Source organism: Nonomuraea bangladeshensis, assembly GCF_039529455.1.
GTDB lineage: Bacteria > Actinomycetota > Actinomycetes > Streptosporangiales > Streptosporangiaceae > Nonomuraea > Nonomuraea bangladeshensis.
This window is the reverse complement of sequence record NZ_BAAAMV010000020.1, coordinates 1-19,072: the sequence shown is the minus strand read 5'-3', so window position 1 is coordinate 19,072 and position 19,072 is coordinate 1. Positions and strand designations below refer to the sequence as shown.

General features: G+C 68.9%; 34 protein-coding genes and 1 pseudogene. 31 read left to right on the top strand and 4 right to left on the bottom strand.

Features of this window, described 5'->3' with window-relative positions; all coding sequences use genetic code 11:
* Positions 1 to 23: 23 nt before the first annotated feature.
* From ABD292_RS45195 to ABD292_RS45175, 5 genes are all read left to right on the top strand, one after another.
* Positions 24 to 503, top strand: a complete 480-nt coding sequence (locus ABD292_RS45195) for a hypothetical protein (protein WP_344218922.1) — start codon at positions 24 to 26, stop codon at positions 501 to 503.
* Positions 500 to 691, top strand: a complete 192-nt coding sequence (locus ABD292_RS45190; RefSeq protein ID WP_344218920.1) for a hypothetical protein — start codon at positions 500 to 502, stop codon at positions 689 to 691. Before ABD292_RS45195 ends, ABD292_RS45190 begins: the two co-directional genes overlap by 4 nt.
* Positions 688 to 1,071, top strand: coding sequence for a DUF6283 family protein (locus tag ABD292_RS45185; RefSeq protein WP_344218918.1), 384 nt, complete (start codon positions 688 to 690; stop codon positions 1,069 to 1,071). The genes ABD292_RS45190 and ABD292_RS45185 overlap by 4 nt, the downstream gene beginning before the upstream one ends.
* 75 nt (positions 1,072 to 1,146) lie before the next feature.
* Positions 1,147 to 1,875: a hypothetical protein gene (locus ABD292_RS45180; RefSeq protein ID WP_344218916.1), complete on the top strand. Its 729-nt coding sequence runs from the start codon at positions 1,147 to 1,149 to the stop codon at positions 1,873 to 1,875.
* Between the two features lie 5 nt (positions 1,876 to 1,880).
* The gene (locus tag ABD292_RS45175; protein ID WP_344218914.1) at positions 1,881 to 2,174 is read left to right on the top strand and encodes a hypothetical protein; all 294 of its coding nucleotides are present in this window, start codon (positions 1,881 to 1,883) and stop codon (positions 2,172 to 2,174) included.
* 9 nt (positions 2,175 to 2,183) lie between these two features.
* Here the strand turns inward: ABD292_RS45175 and ABD292_RS45170 are convergent, their stop codons facing one another.
* The 4 genes from ABD292_RS45170 to ABD292_RS45155 form a co-directional block, all read right to left on the bottom strand.
* Positions 2,184 to 2,528, bottom strand: coding sequence for a hypothetical protein (locus ABD292_RS45170; RefSeq protein WP_344218912.1), 345 nt, complete (start codon positions 2,526 to 2,528; stop codon positions 2,184 to 2,186).
* 33 nt (positions 2,529 to 2,561) lie between these two features.
* Positions 2,562 to 3,503: a helix-turn-helix transcriptional regulator gene (locus ABD292_RS45165; protein ID WP_344218910.1), complete on the bottom strand. Its 942-nt coding sequence runs from the start codon at positions 3,501 to 3,503 to the stop codon at positions 2,562 to 2,564.
* Between the two features lie 80 nt (positions 3,504 to 3,583).
* Complete coding sequence (locus ABD292_RS45160) at positions 3,584 to 3,871, bottom strand: hypothetical protein (protein WP_344218908.1); 288 nt, start codon at positions 3,869 to 3,871, stop codon at positions 3,584 to 3,586.
* Positions 3,872 to 4,175: 304 nt separating this feature from the next.
* The gene (locus ABD292_RS45155; RefSeq protein WP_344218906.1) at positions 4,176 to 4,682 is read right to left on the bottom strand and encodes a hypothetical protein; all 507 of its coding nucleotides are present in this window, start codon (positions 4,680 to 4,682) and stop codon (positions 4,176 to 4,178) included.
* A 236-nt stretch (positions 4,683 to 4,918) separates the two neighbouring features.
* Between ABD292_RS45155 and ABD292_RS45150 the strand changes: the two genes are divergently transcribed.
* The 26 genes and pseudogenes from ABD292_RS45150 (at position 4,919) to ABD292_RS45025 (ending at position 18,828) form a co-directional block, all read left to right on the top strand.
* The gene (locus ABD292_RS45150) at positions 4,919 to 5,335 is read left to right on the top strand and encodes an excisionase family DNA-binding protein (protein ID WP_344218904.1); all 417 of its coding nucleotides are present in this window, start codon (positions 4,919 to 4,921) and stop codon (positions 5,333 to 5,335) included.
* A 39-nt stretch (positions 5,336 to 5,374) separates the two neighbouring features.
* Complete coding sequence (locus ABD292_RS45145; protein ID WP_344218902.1) at positions 5,375 to 5,692, top strand: hypothetical protein; 318 nt, start codon at positions 5,375 to 5,377, stop codon at positions 5,690 to 5,692.
* Positions 5,689 to 6,798, top strand: a complete 1,110-nt coding sequence (locus ABD292_RS45140; protein ID WP_344218900.1) for a hypothetical protein — start codon at positions 5,689 to 5,691, stop codon at positions 6,796 to 6,798. Before ABD292_RS45145 ends, ABD292_RS45140 begins: the two co-directional genes overlap by 4 nt.
* Positions 6,798 to 8,483, top strand: a complete 1,686-nt coding sequence (locus ABD292_RS45135; protein WP_344218898.1) for a recombination directionality factor — start codon at positions 6,798 to 6,800, stop codon at positions 8,481 to 8,483. The genes ABD292_RS45140 and ABD292_RS45135 overlap by 1 nt, the downstream gene beginning before the upstream one ends.
* A 60-nt stretch (positions 8,484 to 8,543) precedes the next feature.
* Entirely contained in the window at positions 8,544 to 9,125 is a 582-nt protein-coding gene (locus ABD292_RS45130; protein ID WP_344218896.1) for a hypothetical protein, read from the top strand.
* Between the two features lie 32 nt (positions 9,126 to 9,157).
* Positions 9,158 to 9,466, top strand: a complete 309-nt coding sequence (locus tag ABD292_RS45125) for an HU family DNA-binding protein (protein ID WP_344218894.1) — start codon at positions 9,158 to 9,160, stop codon at positions 9,464 to 9,466.
* A complete protein-coding gene (locus ABD292_RS45120; protein WP_344218892.1) occupies positions 9,466 to 9,747 on the top strand; it encodes a hypothetical protein in 282 nt (93 codons plus the stop codon). Before ABD292_RS45125 ends, ABD292_RS45120 begins: the two co-directional genes overlap by 1 nt.
* Positions 9,744 to 10,040, top strand: coding sequence for a hypothetical protein (locus tag ABD292_RS45115; protein ID WP_344218890.1), 297 nt, complete (start codon positions 9,744 to 9,746; stop codon positions 10,038 to 10,040). The genes ABD292_RS45120 and ABD292_RS45115 overlap by 4 nt, the downstream gene beginning before the upstream one ends.
* Entirely contained in the window at positions 10,037 to 10,186 is a 150-nt protein-coding gene (locus tag ABD292_RS45110; protein ID WP_344218888.1) for a hypothetical protein, read from the top strand. The genes ABD292_RS45115 and ABD292_RS45110 overlap by 4 nt, the downstream gene beginning before the upstream one ends.
* Before the next feature lie 81 nt (positions 10,187 to 10,267).
* Entirely contained in the window at positions 10,268 to 10,516 is a 249-nt protein-coding gene (locus ABD292_RS45105; protein ID WP_344218886.1) for a hypothetical protein, read from the top strand.
* Complete coding sequence (locus ABD292_RS45100) at positions 10,513 to 10,962, top strand: hypothetical protein (RefSeq protein WP_344218884.1); 450 nt, start codon at positions 10,513 to 10,515, stop codon at positions 10,960 to 10,962. Before ABD292_RS45105 ends, ABD292_RS45100 begins: the two co-directional genes overlap by 4 nt.
* Entirely contained in the window at positions 10,959 to 11,201 is a 243-nt protein-coding gene (locus ABD292_RS45095) for a hypothetical protein (RefSeq protein ID WP_344218882.1), read from the top strand. The genes ABD292_RS45100 and ABD292_RS45095 overlap by 4 nt, the downstream gene beginning before the upstream one ends.
* Positions 11,201 to 11,566 carry a hypothetical protein gene (locus tag ABD292_RS45090; protein ID WP_344218880.1) on the top strand — a complete coding sequence of 122 codons (366 nt, stop codon included), beginning with the start codon at positions 11,201 to 11,203 and terminating at the stop codon, positions 11,564 to 11,566. The genes ABD292_RS45095 and ABD292_RS45090 overlap by 1 nt, the downstream gene beginning before the upstream one ends.
* Entirely contained in the window at positions 11,556 to 12,449 is an 894-nt protein-coding gene (locus tag ABD292_RS45085) for a hypothetical protein (RefSeq protein ID WP_344218878.1), read from the top strand. The genes ABD292_RS45090 and ABD292_RS45085 overlap by 11 nt, the downstream gene beginning before the upstream one ends.
* Positions 12,446 to 12,724 (top strand): hypothetical protein, encoded by a 279-nt coding sequence (locus tag ABD292_RS45080; protein ID WP_344218876.1) that lies wholly within the window; start codon positions 12,446 to 12,448, stop codon positions 12,722 to 12,724. Before ABD292_RS45085 ends, ABD292_RS45080 begins: the two co-directional genes overlap by 4 nt.
* Positions 12,721 to 12,969, top strand: a complete 249-nt coding sequence (locus ABD292_RS45075) for a hypothetical protein (RefSeq protein WP_344218874.1) — start codon at positions 12,721 to 12,723, stop codon at positions 12,967 to 12,969. Before ABD292_RS45080 ends, ABD292_RS45075 begins: the two co-directional genes overlap by 4 nt.
* 55 nt (positions 12,970 to 13,024) lie before the next feature.
* Positions 13,025 to 13,354, top strand: coding sequence for a hypothetical protein (locus tag ABD292_RS45070; RefSeq protein WP_344218872.1), 330 nt, complete (start codon positions 13,025 to 13,027; stop codon positions 13,352 to 13,354).
* Positions 13,354 to 13,911, top strand: a complete 558-nt coding sequence (locus tag ABD292_RS45065; RefSeq protein ID WP_344218870.1) for a hypothetical protein — start codon at positions 13,354 to 13,356, stop codon at positions 13,909 to 13,911. Before ABD292_RS45070 ends, ABD292_RS45065 begins: the two co-directional genes overlap by 1 nt.
* A complete protein-coding gene (locus tag ABD292_RS45060) occupies positions 13,908 to 14,339 on the top strand; it encodes a hypothetical protein (RefSeq protein ID WP_344218868.1) in 432 nt (143 codons plus the stop codon). The genes ABD292_RS45065 and ABD292_RS45060 overlap by 4 nt, the downstream gene beginning before the upstream one ends.
* Positions 14,336 to 14,623: a hypothetical protein gene (locus ABD292_RS45055; RefSeq protein ID WP_344218866.1), complete on the top strand. Its 288-nt coding sequence runs from the start codon at positions 14,336 to 14,338 to the stop codon at positions 14,621 to 14,623. Before ABD292_RS45060 ends, ABD292_RS45055 begins: the two co-directional genes overlap by 4 nt.
* Before the next feature lie 307 nt (positions 14,624 to 14,930).
* Positions 14,931 to 15,134 (top strand): annotated as a pseudogene (locus tag ABD292_RS45050) (J domain-containing protein); the annotation flags it as partial.
* Between the two features lie 140 nt (positions 15,135 to 15,274).
* The gene (locus ABD292_RS45045) at positions 15,275 to 15,712 is read left to right on the top strand and encodes a hypothetical protein (RefSeq protein WP_344218864.1); all 438 of its coding nucleotides are present in this window, start codon (positions 15,275 to 15,277) and stop codon (positions 15,710 to 15,712) included.
* A gap of 241 nt (positions 15,713 to 15,953) precedes the next feature.
* Positions 15,954 to 16,193, top strand: coding sequence for a hypothetical protein (locus ABD292_RS45040; RefSeq protein WP_344218862.1), 240 nt, complete (start codon positions 15,954 to 15,956; stop codon positions 16,191 to 16,193).
* Complete coding sequence (locus ABD292_RS45035; protein ID WP_344218860.1) at positions 16,190 to 16,489, top strand: hypothetical protein; 300 nt, start codon at positions 16,190 to 16,192, stop codon at positions 16,487 to 16,489. Before ABD292_RS45040 ends, ABD292_RS45035 begins: the two co-directional genes overlap by 4 nt.
* A 1,197-nt stretch (positions 16,490 to 17,686) precedes the next feature.
* Complete coding sequence (locus ABD292_RS45030) at positions 17,687 to 18,349, top strand: hypothetical protein (protein ID WP_344218858.1); 663 nt, start codon at positions 17,687 to 17,689, stop codon at positions 18,347 to 18,349.
* 74 nt (positions 18,350 to 18,423) lie between these two features.
* A complete protein-coding gene (locus ABD292_RS45025) occupies positions 18,424 to 18,828 on the top strand; it encodes a hypothetical protein (RefSeq protein ID WP_344218856.1) in 405 nt (134 codons plus the stop codon).
* Positions 18,829 to 19,072: the final 244 nt, after the last annotated feature.

Sequence of the window (19,072 nt, the reverse complement as noted above, 5' to 3'; positions counted from 1 at the left end):
GCACCTCAACGTGGTCGGCAGCGATGCATGTCCTCGCTGACGAGCTGGAGCGCAGCGAGGCGCTGGGGCCGTTCGCTGAGGAGGACTACCGGCTGCGGATGGCTGACCGGCTGCTCCAGGCGTTGGACACCAGAAGGTATGACGTTGTGCGCCGGGCACCGGCGCCCTCGGCGCGGCGGGCACAGCCGACGCCGCCGGTCCGCTCGGCGAGCACTCACGTGACGCCTGGCGAGCTCCGTTCCACCCCTGGCATGGTGGTGCAGCGGCACACCGTGCAGGAAGAGGGTGCGGACACCGTAACCACCGAGCTTCCGTGCTGCGAGCGGAGCTTGACCGTCCCTGCGGACTCCGACCTTGAGGTCGAGGTGGTGTGCCCGTTCAATCGCATCCGCTATACGCTCCGGCTCGCGGAGGAGTGGGACGGCGGCCTGCTGGCGTGCTGGGAGGTGGGCGGCGAGGTGCTGCTGGTCAAGCGGCGCCCGGCGAAGCGGAGGTCGCGGTGAGCGTCTACCTCGGCCGGTACGGTACGACGTTCGTTGAGTCGGAGGTCCTGTTCGCCATCGTCAATGAGGACGTGGACCACGCTCGCGCGCTCCTGGCCGAGATGCTGCCGGGGGAGCGGCGGGCGCTGGAGCACCACTGCATGGAGATTGCCGGAATGATTCAGGTGATGCGAGAGGAGGAGGGGTGAGCGGCGACAAGATGCCCCGCCGCGAGTTCCCGTGCGGCGAATGCCCGTGGCAGGTGAAAGCCCCAGTCGGGAAGTTTCCGCCGGAGCGGTACGAGGAACTGCGCGCCACCTGCCGTCCGAACGCGGCTGGGATGCCGCCGCTGCCGGGCACGCCGATGTTCGGCTGCCACGTCGGTGATCCTCGCACGGGCGAGGACCTGGCATGTGCGGGCTGGCTCGCCGTCGAGGGCCACAACCACATAGGTGTCCGGCTGGCGTTGCGAGACGGCAGGCTACCGCTGGACGCGCTGGAACGTGGTGATCGCTGGCCGGAGCTGTACCCGTCGTACGAGGCGATGGCCACGGCGAACGGCGTCCCTACCAGGAAGGACGTACCTTAGTCCACTAACGCGAGCTGTTCCGCTTGCAGCAATGACGGAACGGCTCGCACCCCTCATGGACTGGGAAGGACGGCGTTGCCCGAAACCACGACCTCGCTGTGCATCGGCCCTCGCTGCAGGCGGGGCGAACCTCGCCAGGCAGCGGCCGGGCGACTCATCTGCGAGACCTGCACCACCAGGTTGCGCCGCGACGTGGAGATCACGCCGCAGCTCGTGCGGTGGCTGGAGCAGCACAAGACGCCTGGCCAGGGCGGCGGGGACCGGGTGTCCGGGTCGCAGGAGGCCGGCACCCCGGCGCGGCTCGACGTGCTGTCGATGTTGCACGACGGCGCGGTGCCGGTCCACGGTGAAGACGACGACCAGATCGGGCCGCCGTCGATCCCGTCCACGCTCAAGAACTGGGCGTGGCTGATCGCCGAGCATCGCGGCCTGGTCTACCCACAGCGGGCCGACGTCGCCGAGCTGTCGGCGTGGCTACTGCGGCACCTGGGCTGGGCGGCCGGTCAGCCGTGGGTGGACGACCTAATCGGCGAGGTCGGGGCGTTGCGCCGGTGGGCGCATGGTCTCGCGCCGTGGGCTGTGCACGTGCAGGAACTCGTCGGGCCTTGCCCGTCGTGCGGGAAGCGGGCGCTGATCCGGACGGCGGGGGAGCGGTACATCGAGTGCGATGCCCGCGAGGAGATCGGCGGGTGCGGGGCGCTGTGGACCGAGGAGGAGTACGAGGAGCACGTCGCCGAGTTGGTGGGGCGGCGCCGCCAATCCCGCAAGGTTGGTACGAAAACGAAACGAGGTGTGGCAGACTGATGTTCATGAAGAATCCGGGCAGGCTCCCCCCGAAGGAGCAGAGAGAAGCGGCGGAGAAAGCCCTGCTGGAGGCGGCCCGCGAGTACTACAAGGCGATCGAGGAGCCGACCAGGAAGCTCAACCAGGCTCTCGCCGCTGCGGCGGGCCCACCCGAAGGCGTGCCCGCCAGCGACAAGAAATCCCTCGTGACTCGCCGCCGCATGGTAGAGATCCTCAAGGAGGCCGACCCCGCAGGAGAGGGCTTGACCCTCTACACCATCCTGAAGGTGGTGTCGGACCTCCAGCAGCAGGACGAGTAAGGCTTCGACTTAGCCTCGGCAAGCTCCGGCGACCGCCGGAGCTTCCTTCATTTCGGGCGTCGGCGCGAAGCTGCCCGGGGCCGGCATCGAGTCGCGGATCTCTATGCCGGTCTCCAGTCCGACCGCGTATGCCTGCGCTGTCTCGCCGATCATGCGGTGGAACGCCCTCGTGGCGAGCAGCATCATGGTCATGATGGTCGCCACGATGGCGAAGCTGTGCAGCCACAGCAGGGACACAGGGGCGTAGTGCAGGTGCGGGTTGCGGATGACGAATATGCTGTTGACCCCCGCCGCGATCCAGCCGAGCACGGTGACGGTCACGGACGCGACCATGGCGCGTTTGGTGCGCAGCATTGCGATTCCCCCAGTAGGTGACGTTGTTGCTGGCTACAGCCAGTGCTTCGTTGCGTAGTGGATGAGCTGGCCGCGCGTGGAGACGCCAGCCAGGCGACGCATCCGCGCGATGCGGCGGCCCACGGTCCGCGGCGACGACTCGCAGATGCGTGCGATCTTTGCGTCGGTCTCGCCGGCGACGACCTGCTGCAGGATCTTGCGGTCCTGCGGGTCCAGGTCGGAGGGGGCGCTGGAGATGTCGACGTTGTACGGGATGGCCTTGTCCCATTCCTCCTCGAAGCGGGCGACCTGCCCGGCGACGAGCGGCGGAGACTCGATCATCATCATGGGGAGGCCGCCGCGTTCCTCGACCGGTGTCAACGCGACAGCGTTGTCAACGATGAGCAGTTTCGTCGGCAGCCGGTCGGTGAACCGGATCTGCGCCCCTCCCCAGCGGAGGGTGGCGCGCAGGCCCTCCATCACGGCCGGGTTGGACATTACCTCCTTCTCGTACACCACTCGCCGGCGGCAGGCGGGACCGCCGGTGGTGGTGAGGCTCCGATCGGGTGAGGGAGGCGGGGGAGGCGGCGCGAGAGGGAGGAACGGCCCCGTGATGAGCTGCATCCAGTCGTGCCTGACGGTGTTCTGCAGCAGGTCGAAGACGCTGGTGACTTCTTCTCTGCTGGTCAGCTGGGCCACAGGCTCGCCGGCGCTCCGGTAGTGCGGGCTGTCTTCGTAGCGATGCTCCAGGTCCAGCATGAGGGTTTGCAGCCGGTCCAGGGTGTAGGCCGCTCGGGAGACGGCCGGGATGAAAGCGCGGCGGGGGCGACGAGCGCGCGGCGGGTCGCCTACCACGAAGCCGTGGTCGCGCAGCCAGTCCAGTGTGTGCTCTGGGTCCGGCACGACGTGGAGCAGGTTCTCTGCTGGGGTGGGTCCGTTGTCGATCAGATATTTGTACAGACGCAGCTCGTTGCTGTCGTCGCCACTCAATGGCACGGGTGGTCCTATAGGTCTGACGCGGTTTGAGGCGATCCGCTATCGAACCGTCCTCGCTGGGTTGGTTGGGCGCCGTTCTGCTACATGCCGCCTGTGGTGCTGTTGGGCAGGGCCGGCGGGGCCTCGTTGGGGTTCGGTGCCGGCACGACGGTGACGGTGGTGGTGGTGCTGGTCTTCGTGATCACTTTGCTGCCGTCGGGGTGGGTGACCGTCTGGGTGGATTCGGTCTCGGTGGTGGTGATGCCGGGAGTGGCGTCCGGGCTGTCGGCCGGGGTGTCGGCGTGGGCGGCCGCGGCCCCAGTCAGGAGTAACGCCATGGTGAGGGCGGCGGCGGGCAGGCGCAGGCGGGTGAACGAGGGCATTCGCATATGAAGTCACTCCTAGACGAAGGTTGGTCTGAACGTTCCAAACGCGATGAACCGTGTGCTCGCGGCGATTGCGGGAACGACAGGACATATGTTGTAAAGCTTTGAAATGCCGTTCGTCTAGGGGGATTCGTGACCGAAATCTGTCATGGCCAATGTCGGCCATGCAGGCATGCGCCATCCGGGCCAGAGCGGCATAGTACCTGCGTGGCGCGCTAAGACGCACACCTCATAGGTTTGGTTTACAGTTCATCCATCCGGATTTCCTGCGTTTTCGGTGTCCGTAATATAACGACGTTCAGCAGGCTTAAGGCTGCGGCGGCGCCTCGTGCCGCATGATGTCGATCTGCTTAGTGTGCAAATCCAGCAAGGCATCCACCTGGCGGAGGAGCACCGCGACCATCTCCTCCTTCGTGTTGTCGCTGAACGGCAGTTCATGTATGCGGGCGATAGCGGCCTCCACCCGCTCGGCCGTCCGCGCGGACGCGCCGCTCGATCGAGGACCTTTGCGCTTGTCGAGTTCCTGGCGCAGGAGGTCGCCGGCCTTCTCCCGGCCGACCGCCTTGACGTCCTCCGGGGTGGCTCCGACGACGAGGGCCATGAGGACGTACTCCCGGTCAGGGATGGCTCGTTTCCCCTGCTCATAGGCGGACCAGGTGCGGTCGCTGAAGGGCGTGCTGGTGTAGTGGCCCAGCATCTCGGCGCACTTGGCGACACTCAGTGGGCTTTCCATGCCTCGGTCGGTGCGTAGCCGATGGATGAGGGCGGCGTCGGGTGGGAGGTGGGTGTCGTCATGCGGTGACGGCTGCGGCACGGTAACCGCCTCCTTCGGTTCTTGCACTGATCTTCAGTTCTTTCGGTACGCGATCACCGTATCAGTTGGTGCGCGACCGTGCCGGTACTTCGCGAGATTTCCGTTACGTTCCGTAACTTCGCGTCGCTTCGCGACACTTCGCGAAGCGACTTGCTTTTCGCGAACAACAGGGTAATGTCGCTTACGAGATCCGTTGATCTTCGGAACGAAGATCACAAACCACACGGGAGGTGCCAATGACCAGCACAGACACGGCAACGACGCCGGAGCAGATCGTCGGCGACCTCATCGACGCCGTCGTACCGGAAGACGTGCAGATGCTCGACGTCGGGCAGGTCGCGGATGTCCTCGGCGTCACCGACCGGGCCGTCCTCTACGCCCTGAAGGACAACAGGCTCAGCTACGTCCGCACCGGCAAGCGCGGCTATCGCATCCCTCGCGCCGTGCTGGTCGACTACCTGCTGGAGAGCTTCATCCCCCGGAAGCTCACGGCCGCCGAACAGCAGCTCGCCGAGACCCAACAGGCCATCGAGGCCGCCATGCTCAAGCTGGCCGACCTCAACGAGCGCATCGCCGCCGCCGAAGCCAAGCTCAACCAGATCGGCGCCGACACGCACCCCCACCGCAGACGGCCCACCCAAGCCGTCGCGTAACCAACCAACCCAGGCACCACGGAGGAGACCGACACGACCATGTCGCATCACGCAAGCACTATTGCTGCCGGTAGGCGTGAGGGCTCTGACCTGCAGTTCGACCGGAAGCACGCCGCAGCGGCGATCGAAGCCGCGTGGCACCTCGGCTGCTCCGCGTTCGAGCCGCTGCGTACGGCGCTCGTCAACGCGCTCCGCATCGAGGGCCACCCGGCCACCGCAGCGAAGCTGCACGCCGACGACCTGATCGGCCTCGCGGCCGTCGCGATTGCGGGCGAGCCCCACACGACGCCGTGCCCCGGCAGCCCGCAGGCACAGAAGTACGCACAGGCCATGCACGAGATGGAGACCAGCAAGTGACCCGACTCGCCGCAGCCGCCGCACAAGAGCTGGCCGAGGGCCTGGCCGACGAGGACGCCAACGACTGGCAGGACGCAGCCGAGCAGGTGTTCCCCGAGGTTTACCCCTGCCCCGGCGAGTGCAAGAAGACGGGCAAGCTGCAGAAGGTCAACAAGAACGGCCGGATGCGCAAGCACAAGACCAACAAGGGCGACGTCCTGCCGTGCACCGGCAGCGGCGCGCCGATCCTCACCGCCCGCATCCCGCACCGCAGCAAGTCCGGGTTCTACAAGGACCCCGTGACCGGGGTGATGCTGCGGTCGGTCACCACCATTCTCAACCAGGGCTCGGCGCACGAAGGGCTCATCTACTGGGCCGCCAAGGTCGTCGCCGAGACCGCGATGGACAACGTGTTCCAGCTGCTCGACGCCGCCCGTACTGAAGAGGGCAAGGCCGAGATGATCAAGTGGCTCAAGGGCGAGCCGGACCGGCGCAAGGACGAGCGGGCCGACGTCGGCAGCGCGGTCCACAAGCTGATCGAATGCAAGATCCTCGGAGAGCCCGCCCCGGTGCGGCTGCTGGCCAACGAGGACCTGAAGCCGTACATCGTCCACTTCAACCGGTGGGTCGCCGACTGGGAGATCGACTTCGAGGCGTCGGAGATGGTCGTCGCCCACTACGAAGACCAGTACGCGGGCACCCTGGACTACCTCTTCCGGTCCCGGCCGCTCGCGAAGAAGCTCGGCGTCCCGCCGGACACGATCTTCCCAGGTGACACCAAGACGGGCGGCACCCTGAACGGGACTACCTACAGCGGCCACGTCCACGGCGTCTACCCGGAGGCCGGCCTGCAGATGAGCGCCTACCGCAAGGCGCCCTGGGGGTGGGAACGCGACGGCGAACGCATCGAGCTGCCGCCCCGGCACGACGTGGGCGTGATCTTGCACTTGAGGCCGGAGGGCTACAACCTCTACCCGGCCCGCTGCGGCGACGACATGTACGCGATCTTCCAGACCATCCGCCGCGTCGCGGAGTTCCACACCGGCCTGTCCAAGAGCGTCATCGGCGAGCCGCTGACCCTCGACGACGGCACCGACAACACCCAGAGCACGGAGGAGGCAGCCTGATGGGCGGGCGCATCATCGACCGGCAGCACCGGCTCCGCACGATCGGCCGGATCCGCCTCGGCACGTTCGAAGGCCGACCGAAGGCCAGCGAGTTCTTCATCCCCACCTCGGAGTTCGAGCACTTCATCCGGGAACTGGCCGACATCTACGGCGGCAAGGTCGAGCAGTGGAAGCCGCAGGGCGACGGCGGCATGCAGTGGCGGCTGATGAACGAGGAACTGACGTCCCTCGACGCGATCATCCCGCCGCACCGGGACCCGCTGGACCAGGCGTACGAGAAGTGGTCACGCGGCGGCAAGCAGGCCCGCTGCAACGGCGAGACCGTCGAGAACCTGGGCGGCCGTCCCTGCATCTGCAAGGCGCAGTGGGGGCCGCGGTTCTGGGAGAGCGCGCCGCCGCAGCAGGCGTGCAAGTTGCACACCCGCCTGAACATCTGGCTCCCGGAGGTGCGGGACATCGGCGTGTGGCTGCTGGAGACCAAAGGCGCGAACGCTGGCGCGGAGCTGCCCGGCTTCGTCGACGTCATCCAGGCCATGTTCGGTACCAAGGTCGCCGTACCGGTCAGGTTGTGGCTCGTCCCTGGCAAGACCCGAGAGAAGGGCAAGCTCAAGCTCTACACCAAGGTCGAGATCGCGATGCGCGGCATGGCCGCCCAGGAGGCGGCGGCGCGCATCATGGCCGCCGCACCCGAGCACGCCGAGCTCGGTGCCGGAGCGTCGGAGGATCGGCTGGCGATCGAGGCTGGCCAGCCCGAGAAGACGGACTACATCGCGGCCATCCGCGCCGCGCAGACCCGCGACACCGTGGTCAAACTGTGGAAACTGGCCAAGGCCGACCGCGAAGAGTGGATGGCCAGGGGCGCGGAGATCGAGGCGGAAGCGGCCAAGCGCGCCAAGGAGATCGACCTGCTCGCCAAGGTGTGGAAGGACGTCGTCACCGCCTGGGAGGGCGGAGACATGGAGGCGCTGCACCGCGCGTTCGCGGACTTCTCCCGAGGCCGCCGCATCGAGGACGCCACGGCCGACGAGCTGAAGGCGTTCCTCAAGCACATCCAGCCCGACGAGCCTCCGGCCGCCGAGCAGGCCCCGCCCACGCAGGCCCCCGCCGGCCGCAGCGCGGAAGACATGCCGATGCCGCCGGACGACGAGATCGTGGACGCCGAGGTGGTCGACGACCCTCCGGTGGCGAAGGAACGCCTGACCCGGATGAACATCATGATCGGTGAGCGCGGCATCGCCTCCGCCACCGGCAAGGGCAGCACCGCGGCGAACAAGGCGGCCAAGGCGGCATGGCTGACCGAGACGGTCAAACGGCCCGTCGAGTCCACCGCGGATCTCACCGAGAGCGAAGCTGACCTGGTGATGGCGCGGCTCAAGGCCATGCCGGTCACCCACCCGAGCAAGCCGAAGCAGGCCGACGCCCCGCAGCCCCAGCAGCAGGACCCGGCCGCGCGCCGCACCCACCTGCTGGCGCTGTTCGGCGCCCTCGGCATCAAGGACCGGGAGGACATCCTGCGGGACATCAGCATCATCACCGGTTCCAACGTCACCGCGGCTGCCCCGCCCACCCCGCAGCAGATCCAGGACGCCATCGACGTCCTGGAAGCCGCAGGCGGTGACATCGCCACCTACGACGCGATGATCGCCCAAATCCAGGGCGCCCGCGCCGAGCAGCCCACGAACTGACCCTCTTCGCCCCGGCCCGCACCCAGGGCCGGGGCCCCAACCCTCAAGGAGAACCGAACCATGCGACCCCTCTACGTGGAGTCCGAACACCTCGACACCTCCCGCATCGGCTACGTCCGATACGAGCACGAGGCAGCGCTGTCCATCGGCGCGTACCGGCTGCCGACGCCGACGACCGACCTGGGCGCGCTCAAGGAGAACGTCGTCCTCTACAAGAAGATCGCCGAGGCCGCCGAGCACGCCTACCGCGACTCGATGGCCCGCATCGCGTGGCTGGAGAACCAGGCGGAGCAGCTGCGCCTGGCCGCCGCTCGCACCCACATCCCCGCACCGCCCGCCCAAGCCCCGGCCGCGCCGACGCCGTGCAGGTGCGGCGAGCCAGCCGCGCCGAACACCGCGCACCGCGCCGACGCCCCCTGCCACCACCTCGACAACCCGCCCTGCCCCGGCTGCCAGGGGAAGGGCTGCCCGGACTGCGCGGGCCACGGCATCGCCATCGTCAACGCCTCGGTCGAACCGCTCCCCCTGCAGGTCGTCCACGACGACGGCCGCGCCCCCATGCCGAGCTCGGCCGCCTTCACCCCGCCGCCCACCCGGCCCCTAGCGGCTCCGGCAGCTCCGACCGCCACGCCGACCCACTGACCCCCGCACAACCACGATCGGAAGAAGGACACATGAGCGAGAACCGCAACCTCAGCGACGTCGCCGCCCTCGTCGCGAACGCGACCGACCTCGACGAGAAGACCGCGAAGAAGGCCGTCACGGCGACCCTGTACGCGATCCAGCAGCTGGTGGCCGAGGGCAACAAGGTCACGTTCACCAACTTCGGCAGCTTCGCCCTGGTCCACAAGGAGGCCCACACGGCGCGGAACCCCCGCACCGGCGACGAGGTCGCCGTGCCGGACCGGTGGAAGCCGAAGTTCACCCCCGGTCAGGGCTTCCTCGGCCTGATCCAGCAGACGCAGGCGGGGTCGAAGGGCTGATGCAGTACCGCACGTTCCGAGGGTGGGGCGGGCTGCGCGTCTACGCGGCCTGGGACGCCCAGCGCGGCACGTTCACCGCGTACGCCCGCGACCCGCACGACACGATCGTGTGGCAGGTCGGGCAGCTCGACGTCGAACTGCCGACGATCACCGCCCTGCAGCAGGCGATCGAGCCGCGCCGGGCGTACCTCACCGTCGAGGTGGTGGCCGCTCTCCTGGGAGACCAGGAGGGCGGCCCCGCCGCTCTGGCCGACAGCGGCAGGGTGGGAGTTGCGCTGTGACCGGCCCCGGCGCGGCGTTCATCGTCGGCGGCGTGATCGCCGTTCTTGGTGGGCTCGCCGTGTTCAGCTACCTCGCGTCCAGCGCGCAGCGCCGCCCCCACCAGTGCAGGTGGACGCCGGTGGCCGTCTCGGACATAAAGGCGGCGTCATTCGCGCCGCAGGCGACCGCCGTGCTCCAGAAGTGCGACGGCTGCGGCGAGCTGGAGTCGACCAAGCTGATCGGCACGTGGACGCTCGACCAGGTCCGCGGCTCCCACAGCGCGGCCGGCACCGCAGGAGACGACGCGCGATGAGACCGCTGATCTACGTCGTCCTCGGCATGATGCTCGGCCTCGCCGCCTTCGCCCTCCTCGTCTGGATCCTGACCGCCGAGGACAACCGCGCGGTCCAGCAGAGCACCCCGGCCCCACCCGGATATCTGCAGGTCAGCCACCCGTAACAGCCGGAGGGGATGCGCAGACCACGGCGGGGGCCTGGTCTGCGCATCCCCTCACCCCCATGGATGTGATTGGAGACAGCAGTGAGAGAGTTTCTGGCCATCGGCTCGTGGGCGGTCCTCGCGGTCGCCCTGTGGGTGCTGGCGTACGTGTGGCCGCTGATCGGCCACATCGTCATCCCGGCCGGTGCGATCGTCTGGGCTTTCGCCGCGCTGTGGATCGGCGGCGGCGTCGTCCAGGAGGCGCGCAGCAGCCTCCGGATGCGCCGGTACGAGCGGCGCGCACAGGCGTACGGCACCCTGCGCGCCACCGAGCCCCAGGACGGGGAGTGACGCTCTCCTCTGCGATCGGCTCGCTGCCGTCCTGGCATCGAGACGCCGCGTGCGGCCCCCTCGGCAAGCTGTGGGCGTCCAAACACCCCCTCGACGTCGAGCGGCAGCGGAAGGTGTGCGCGGGCTGCCCCGCCCTGCACCGTTGCGCCGCTGACGCTGCAGGCAAACGGAAGGACGAGCTGCCCGACCTCGTCGTGGCCGGGCTGACCCGAGCCGAACACCTGGCCGGGGGGCTGGCTGACGCTCCCCGCGAATGCTCGCAGTGCCACGAAACCAAACCGCTGCCGGACTTCTACGCCCGGAAACGCGGCAAGGGCGGCCGGTCGTCGAAGTGCAAGACCTGCGAGAACGCGCGGCAGCGGGCCGCCTACCAGGAACGCGTAGAACGCAAGCGGGCCGCCTACCAGGCCCGGAAGAAGAACCTCACGGAAGGATCAACCGCATGAGCGGCTCCATGGACGAGCAGTTCCCCCCGTACGGTCGCAAGAAGAAGAAGCCCCGCCGGATCGACGGCAAGCGGGTCATCAAGCACAAGAAGAAGACGCCGCAGCTGCCCCGCCACCAGGTCGTGGTCAGCGAGGGCGTCGTGACGGTCGTCGAGGGTTACGGCGTCACCGCGGCGGACCTGGCCAGCGCCCGCGCGATGGCGCTCGGCCTGGCCGTGGCGTCCACCGGAGGCGTGTGATGGTGAAGCCCGGCGACTTCCTGGCCAACGCCCGCGTGCGGGCCGCCCTCACGCGGGAGGTCCTGGAGGAGCGGATGCGCCAGCACCGCAAGTACGGCCAGCAGCAGCACCGCCACCGCATCAGCTTCGACCAGGCCGACTTCGACTATCACGCGCGGCTCGCCGACATCGAGCGGCTGATCAACGCCGACCCCGCCACGAAGTCCTGGCAGTCGATCCTGCTGGAGCAGGTGTACGCGGCGATGGCCGCTGACGAGCTGCCCGTCGCGCGTCAGCGTCTCGTTAAGGCCGCCGCCGTCATCTTCGCGTGGATCGAGGACATCGACACCCGGCCTGCCCCGGGGGGCGGTGTCGATGGCAGTTGAGCAGGCCCGCCGCGTGAAAGCGGCGACCCGGCAGCGGAAAGCGCACCGGATCGGCATCAAGACGCGCGTGGACGCCACTCGCGTCCGCCAGCACCTGCTGGTGCTGCGCCGCACCATGAGCATCATGGGCATCGCGCAGGCATCCAGCGTGACCTACAAGGCAGTCTGGATGATCCTGCATGGCCAGGAAACCGTCATGCCGGCCACCGAGCGGAAGCTTCTCGCGGTGACCCCCTCCATCGGCGCGATCTGGATCGACTCGATCGGGGCGCGCCGCCGCCTCCAGGCGCTCGCGGTGATGGGCTGGACGGTCAAGGAGGTCGGCCGCCGCGTGGCGTCGCGGCGCGGCGACACCTGGACCAACATCACCCGCGTCATGAACGAGCGGTACGTCACGGCAACCCTCGCGCATGAGATCAGCGCCGTTTACGAGGACCTGCGTACGCAGGCCCCGCCCGCCGACGTCCACACCAGGAGGGCCAAGGCGCGAGCTGAGCGGCGCCGGTGGGCGCCGCCGGCCGCGTGGGAGGGCGTCGACATCGACGACCCGGACGCCGAGCCGGACTGGGCGTCGGTGCTGTGCGAGTTCGTGGAGTGCAGCCGCGCAGTGAAGCCGGGCCGTCTCCGTTGCGCGGCGTGCGCGGAGCGGCTGGAGAAGCACGGCACGTTGGACGGCTACCGCCCGGCGCGGAAAGGGCCGGAGCTCGCGGAGGACGCCCTGTTCGTCTCCGAGCACGAGGGCTGGCCCCTGCACGAGCCGGACGGGGTGGCGCTGGTCGCGGAACGTCTCGGCGTGACCGTGGCCGCTCTGGAGGCGTGCCTGGCACGACACGGCTCGCCGAACACGCAAGCGGAACAGCTCGCGGGAAGGAATACGCAGTGAAGGGACAGCAGCAGGCGCTGCAGCCGATCCACGCCGACAGGCACTTCGGCCCCTGCAGCGAGTGCGGCAGAGTCCGGTACGTCTCGAAGAAGGCCGCGAAGATCGCAGCCCGGCAGATTCACCCGGGCAAGAAGCTGCGGGCGTTCGCCTGCGGCGATTACTGGCACTACGGCCCGCACACGGCGGCGAAGAAGACCCGCCGGCCGTTCCAGGGCGCGCGCCCCACCCTCGTCATCGTTGACGAGGCCACGCGCCTGCCGTGGGAGGCGTCATGACGGCCGCCGACGCGCAGCCCTGCGGGGCTGTGCAGGAGATCGACCTGGGCCAGGCGTGCGGCGAGCCCGCCGCGGCGAAGGTGACCGCGCGGTGCGCACACGGCCACGACCGGACCGGTTGGACCTGCGGCCGGCACCTGCAGCAGATGCGCGACGGGCTGACGTTCTGCTACCGGTGTTTCCTCGCGACGCACCCCTGCAGGGTGTTCATCGCCCACTTCGAGGCGGTGACCGCCGATGCGTAAGCGTTCCTCCCGTGGCAGTGGCCCGGACATCGACGACGTTGCTGCCGGGTTGGGCATGCTGACCCTCCTGGGCCTGGCCGTCGCCACCATCGTCGTGGGTGTCGCGGATGACGACCCCGAGGAGGTCGTCGCGGACTGCGTCATCGCGACGCAGCAGGCGGACGGCACCTACCAGGTGGTCGATGACCGGTTCTGCGACGGCGGCTCCCACGCCGCCTACTACCACTGGCTGTACGGCGGCTCGGCCACGAGCCGGACCGGCTACGTGCGCGGCGGCACGACCAGCCGCCCGCCGAACGCACAGATCAAGACCCGCGTCGGCAAGTCCATCCAGCGCGGCGGGTTCGGCAAGAGCGGCACCGGAGGAAAGGGAGGTGGCGGCTGATGGCGTCGGACCAGCGGCCGAGAGTCAGCTTCGAGCAGCGGCAGGACATGGCGCGCATCCTGCACCGCGTCCTGCGCGAGGCCGGGGTGTCGCATCAGCAGACCCGGAGCGTGGTGACCAGCTTCTTCTTCACGGACGTGTCGGTCTGGTGTGAGCCGGACGTGTTCACCCTCGGCTACACCGGGTGGCGGCGGGCGTCTCGGGAGAAGGTGTGGGCGGACCTGACCCGGATAAGGCGCGAGGTCGGCCCGCTGCGGCTCATCGTCGGGTTCGACCCGAAGAAGCGCACCCCGAGCGGCGGCGACATGCACGCCTACGACTGGGCCGTCGAAGCGCCGGGCGTGCTCGCGGAGTGCCTGCCCGCGCCGTGGCACCTGCCTGAGGTGGACAAGTCCGCGGGCTTCTACCGGAACGGCGCGATCGTCGAGCGGACCCTGGCCGCCGCCGGCAGCCGGGCGATGCTGGCACACCTGCACCCCGAGTCGCGCGGCGCGGCCGGCACCGCCGCCTACGCCAAGTTCCGGGGCCTGAGAGTGATCGAGGAGACGGCGGTATGAGCGCCAACCCCATAGACGACCAGATAGAGGCCGCGGTCGCGCACACGGGCCGCATCGCGGCCCACGTATTCGCCTCGGGTAGCAAAGTGGACGACCCGCGCGGGTGGGTTCAGCAGGTGGCGGACGACTTCGCAGCCGCGTACCTGGCGGACCTGCGTGGGTGCGGGCACCTGGAGAGCCCTCAGCCGGTGTTCGGCGCGGCGTCGCAGATGGGCGCGCTGTGGTGCTTGCGATGCTTCTACCCCCGGTTCAGGGAGGCCATGTGGTCGACGTGCGACCGGTGCGGCCGGACCAGCCCGGAAGGCGAGGCGGCGGTGAGCGCCGTGACGATGGGCGCGGTCATCCTCGTGCTGTGCCTGTGCCCGCAGTGCCAGGCGACCGTGACGGCCGAGCAACAGGGCGGCCCGCGAGAGGAGGGACGAGGGTGACCGGCGCCCTCATCGACCTGCTCGACGGCGACGCCGAGGAGCTGCTGTCGTGCGCCGTCGTTGACCTGCCCGACGACGAGCCGTGCGACCGGGACACGGTGATCGTGCTGCTGATGGGGTGCGTCCACGAGCACCTGGGCGTCACGCCGTGCTGCCAGTTCCACGTGGGCTGCGCGGCCGAGGGCGGGCTGCTGTGCCCCGACTGCTACGACGACCACGAGTGCCGTCTTGAAGCCGTGGCGGAGGTGACCGCCGAGGGGGAGCGTCGTGTTCTCCAAGGCTGACATCCGCATCTGCAGAGGGTTCGGCGTCAAGCCGTCGTGCGGGCAGCAGGTCCGGATGACGAGGACCGAGGCCGGCGCGCCGTTCCCGGTGAACCTCGCCCCGGACCCGAAGGGGAATGTCGCGGTGTGGCGCGACGTGACCGGGGTTCTGCGGTCGCGTCGCGTCACCCAGGAGAGGCCCCTCGCGGCGCACGAGAAGCTGATGATGCCGCACGTAGCGACGTGCAAGCCGCCGACGAGGACCAGGACGACGACGCCGCCGCGCCCGCCGAGGGCGAGGCCGGCGGCGGCCGAGTCGTTCTACCAGGTGCTCGGCGTCGAGCGGTCCGCGGGCCCGGACGACATCAAGAGGGCGTACCGGCGGCTGGCCCGGCAGCTGCACCCGGACGTCAACCCTGGCGACGAGGCCGCGGCCGAGCGGTTCAAGCGGGTGACGCAGGCGTACGACGTGCTGTCGGACCCTCGCAAACGCCAGACGTACGACTTGACCGGCCGGGCTCCTCGGCCGGGCCGGTGACGGAGTTGGGAGGAGAGCCGATGGCAGATGGGACAGGCCAGCGAAAGAGCTGGCGTTACGGTGTTGGACTCGAAGACCGGAGTGACCCGATATGACCGCCCTTCCCTCAAGGACGATGAACGACAGGGGGAGTGGTGGCCGAAAGCCTGGTCGGGGAGGTGGCTGCGTGGCTGGGGACGCCAGCTGCGGAGGGTATGCCAGCCTCGGACCGGTTGGTGCTGATGATCATTGCGGAGCGGTCGAACAAGACGTCGCGCCGCATGCTGTGGCATCGCGGGGACCGCAGAGACGACGGCACGAAGATCACGCTGACGGAGACGTTGCAGATCCGGACGGGGCTCGGCGCGCGGGGCCTGGGCGACGCGTTGCAGCGGCTCGCGGCGCGCGGGATCGAGGTGCGGGTGCAGATCGACACGGACTCGCTCGGGCGGCCGGTGTTCGCTCGGCGGGGTCACGCGGTCGACTACCACCTGCCGCCGTTGCCGGCGTCGGTGGAGCTCCCTCCGGCGCCGGTTAGGTCACGTTCAGACCGTGGCCAAAGCCGCCGGAGAAAGCCTGTGGATAACTCCTAGATGATCATGGAATCGGGAGGAGTTAGGTCACGTCTGAGCGTGGCCCGTAGGTCACGCTCAGACCGTAACCAAACCCCGAGTTAGGTCACGTTCAAGCGGGGGCCCCTATCCCTACTAGCTATCCCTTCTCTATGTCCTTCTATGGATCTCCCCGTACGTGGCTAAGGAGGAAGGGGGGCAAGATCACGCACCGAGGACCACGACGCTCACGCAAGCAATCACGCACGCACGAAGGAGCCCCATGACGCAGCTCACCCTCGACCAGCTCTGGACCCCGCCCGACGCAGCCGACGACCTCGCCGCGCTACTCGAGGCAGCCGCCGCCGGCCCGCCCGCCTGGCGCCGCGGCCTCAACGAACACCTCGCCACCTACCCCACCCGCACCCACGGCCGCACCTGCCCCACCTGCTGGGCCATCGCCCTCGCTTACCGCCCCCAGATCGACTGGCCCCTCGAAGAACACACGGAGACCCGCCCATGACCCAGCCCACCCTCCGGCCCGCGTACGGCCCCCTCGCCGCGCTCCTCGTCGAGATGCGCGAAGACTGGGACCTCGACCAGGTCCTCGGCGAACTCGTCGGCTGCCCCTGGAGCCCCCGCCTCGCCCTCGAATCGCTGCTCGCCGCCAGAGACGACCCCAGCGGCCGGCTCCGCGTCCGCGACGCCGTCGTCAAGGTCCGATCCCAGCAGCAGCGCCTCACCCCCGAGCAGTACGCCGCCTACCGCGACCACGCGAAGCGCATCATCAACCGACGCCCCACCGGAGACCACGAATGATCAGCGCCACTCCTCAGCCCGGCATCTACCACGTCTGGTGCGACACCAGCACCTGCCCCTACGGCATCAGCGTCGAGGTCCGCCACCCCGACGCCGCCCGCGCAGCCACAGCTGCACTGGGCTGGACCCACACCGAAGACCTGAGTCACTGCCCGGGGTGCAGCAGCGCACGAGGCCGAGGCAACCCCTCGTCGCTGATGGGTTTCAACCACGACGCGACCCCCACGCACGGACACGACCAGGACCCCCCTAGGACGCGCTCAGACGCAAGCTGAAGCGCTAGCGCGTGCGATTGGTCCCATGACACGCAAGACATGATCAAAAACGCTCCACGGGCAAATCAGGGCCACACAAGGGAAACGGGGACACAAGACGCAACACGGACACGACGAAATGGGGCGTTGGCCAGGCCACAACGTCTGACCTGGGAAAACCCTCACCGGCAAGGGTTGACGCGAAATCGAAACGACCCTAGGATAGGGGCATGAAGTTGAACGAAGCGCACGGGAGATCAGCGGGGGCACTCGCCGCCGCCATCACGTGCGCAACCCTCCTAACCCCGTCCGTGGCGTGGGGGTATGCCTCCACGCCGGAGGACCCGCCCCCCACGGTCACGGCGGACCCTACGGTCACGACGACCGCGACCATCACTGTGACGCCGCCTACGGTCACGGTGACGGCACCGGGCCCTACGGTCACGGTCACGGCACCGGGCCCCACGGTGACGGCATCGGGCCCCACGGCCACGGTGACGGCACCGGGCCCCACGCGGACCCGTACCGAGACACCCGCCCCTAGCGTGAGCATTTCCACGCCCGCGCCATCGGTGTCAGTGTCCGTGTCGGTGTCGTTCGTGACCACGGACCCGCTACCCACGTTGCCGGGCTCCGCCGTAGGGGCCACGCCCGGCAACCCCACGCCCGGACGCGACGCGATCATGCCGCCCGTGCCCGGATGTGCGACCCCCCCGGTGCCCGGCTTCGCATGCGTGCCGGACACTCCCGTCCCCGACGTGCCCGTTGCCGCTGCCCCGGCGGCAATGGGTGGCCCGATGGGTCTGGCGGTCGGCAGCTTGGCCGCCGTCGCCCTCTGTTCGGCCAGTGCGGCTCTCTGGCTTCACTGGCGTTCCCGCAAGCAAAAGCGCTTGCGTGACAACATCCCAACCAACCCAACCCCCACCAACACGGAGGACTGATCATGTCGGAGAACACGACCGCCGCCGCCCCCCAGATCAAGCTCACTGAGGCTCAGGCGAACGCCCTGCTTCCCGTGTGGGCGTGGCTCACTCGCGGCGAGAACGCGAAGGGAACCGGCTCCGGGCGCGGAACCGCCTCCTTCTGGTCGTTCGTCGGGGGGATGCGTCCCAGCATCGCGACCCTCGTTGCGCTTCACCAGATGGAGCAGCTTGCCGGGGACGTGACTGTCTCGGAGGAGCTGATCGAGGTTCCCGAGGTGGACGACTACCCCGCGAGCTACGTCTACAGCCGGGGATCGGGCAAGACCGCGAAGCACTTCACCACGCTCCGCCAGTACGGCATGTACCTGCTTCAGGTGGACGCCACGCACCCGCTCGCACAGACGGCTTCCGTCAGCGTCCCCGACCTTCGCAAGTGGGTTCAGGACGTGATGCCGGACGCCGTGGAGCGCATCGCGGCCCAGCGTGAAGCGGCCCGGAAGCTGGCGGAGCAGAAGGCCGCCGGTGAGCTGCTGGACAAGACCATCGCGGACATGGTGGCTGCGATCAAGGTCGCGGAGAACCTGGGGCTTGACGTGACCCCGCAACGCGCCATGTTGGCCGCGTTCGAGGCCCAGAAGGCGGGCGAGCAGACGGGCGAGCAGACGGGCGAGCAGACCAGCTAGCAGCACCTAAGCCGGGCCACGTACCCGCGTGGCCCGGCTCCACTCCCAACCAACCCAACCCCGAAAGGGAACCCATGCTGTACGACACGACCCCGACCAACGGCCTGATCGAAGAAACGGCGGAGCTTTACGCGCTCGCCATGACCGAACTCAACATCATCGGCCAGATCATCCTCTCCACGTCGGGCGAGCCCCGGCGGACCGTGTTCCTGATGAGTGACCACTGCGAGGCCGTCCACAACGCCGCCATCTTCTGGCATGAGGGCATCGCCGAGCCGTTGGCAGACGCGCACACGGCCGCTCATGACCTGATGGGCATCACTCTCGCCCGGAAGCTGGCCAACGCCACGCCCAACAGTCCTTACGAGGTCGCGGCCCGCGCGGAGATCAAGAAGCTCCGCCTCGTGATGGCCCAGAGTGAAGCGGCCATCCGTCGCGGGATGGCGGAGGTTCTGAAGAACCCGACCAGGTACATCTAGCGACACGCGCTCTCAGCGCCCCACGTGCTTCCCCGCACGTGGGGCGCTTCCGCGTTCCGGGCACCGGCGCCGCTGACACCCCCCCACCCCCCCCGCCGGCCTCTGGGGGCCGGGAGCGGGAGTGTCAACTTAACGGCTGATCTTGGTTGTTGAAGTGTTCAGAGGTTGGCAGGGGTGAGGCGGCCTTCGAAGGCGATCTGGAAGGCGTTCAACGGTGCCTTCCAGCGCATGGTCCATCTCTTGC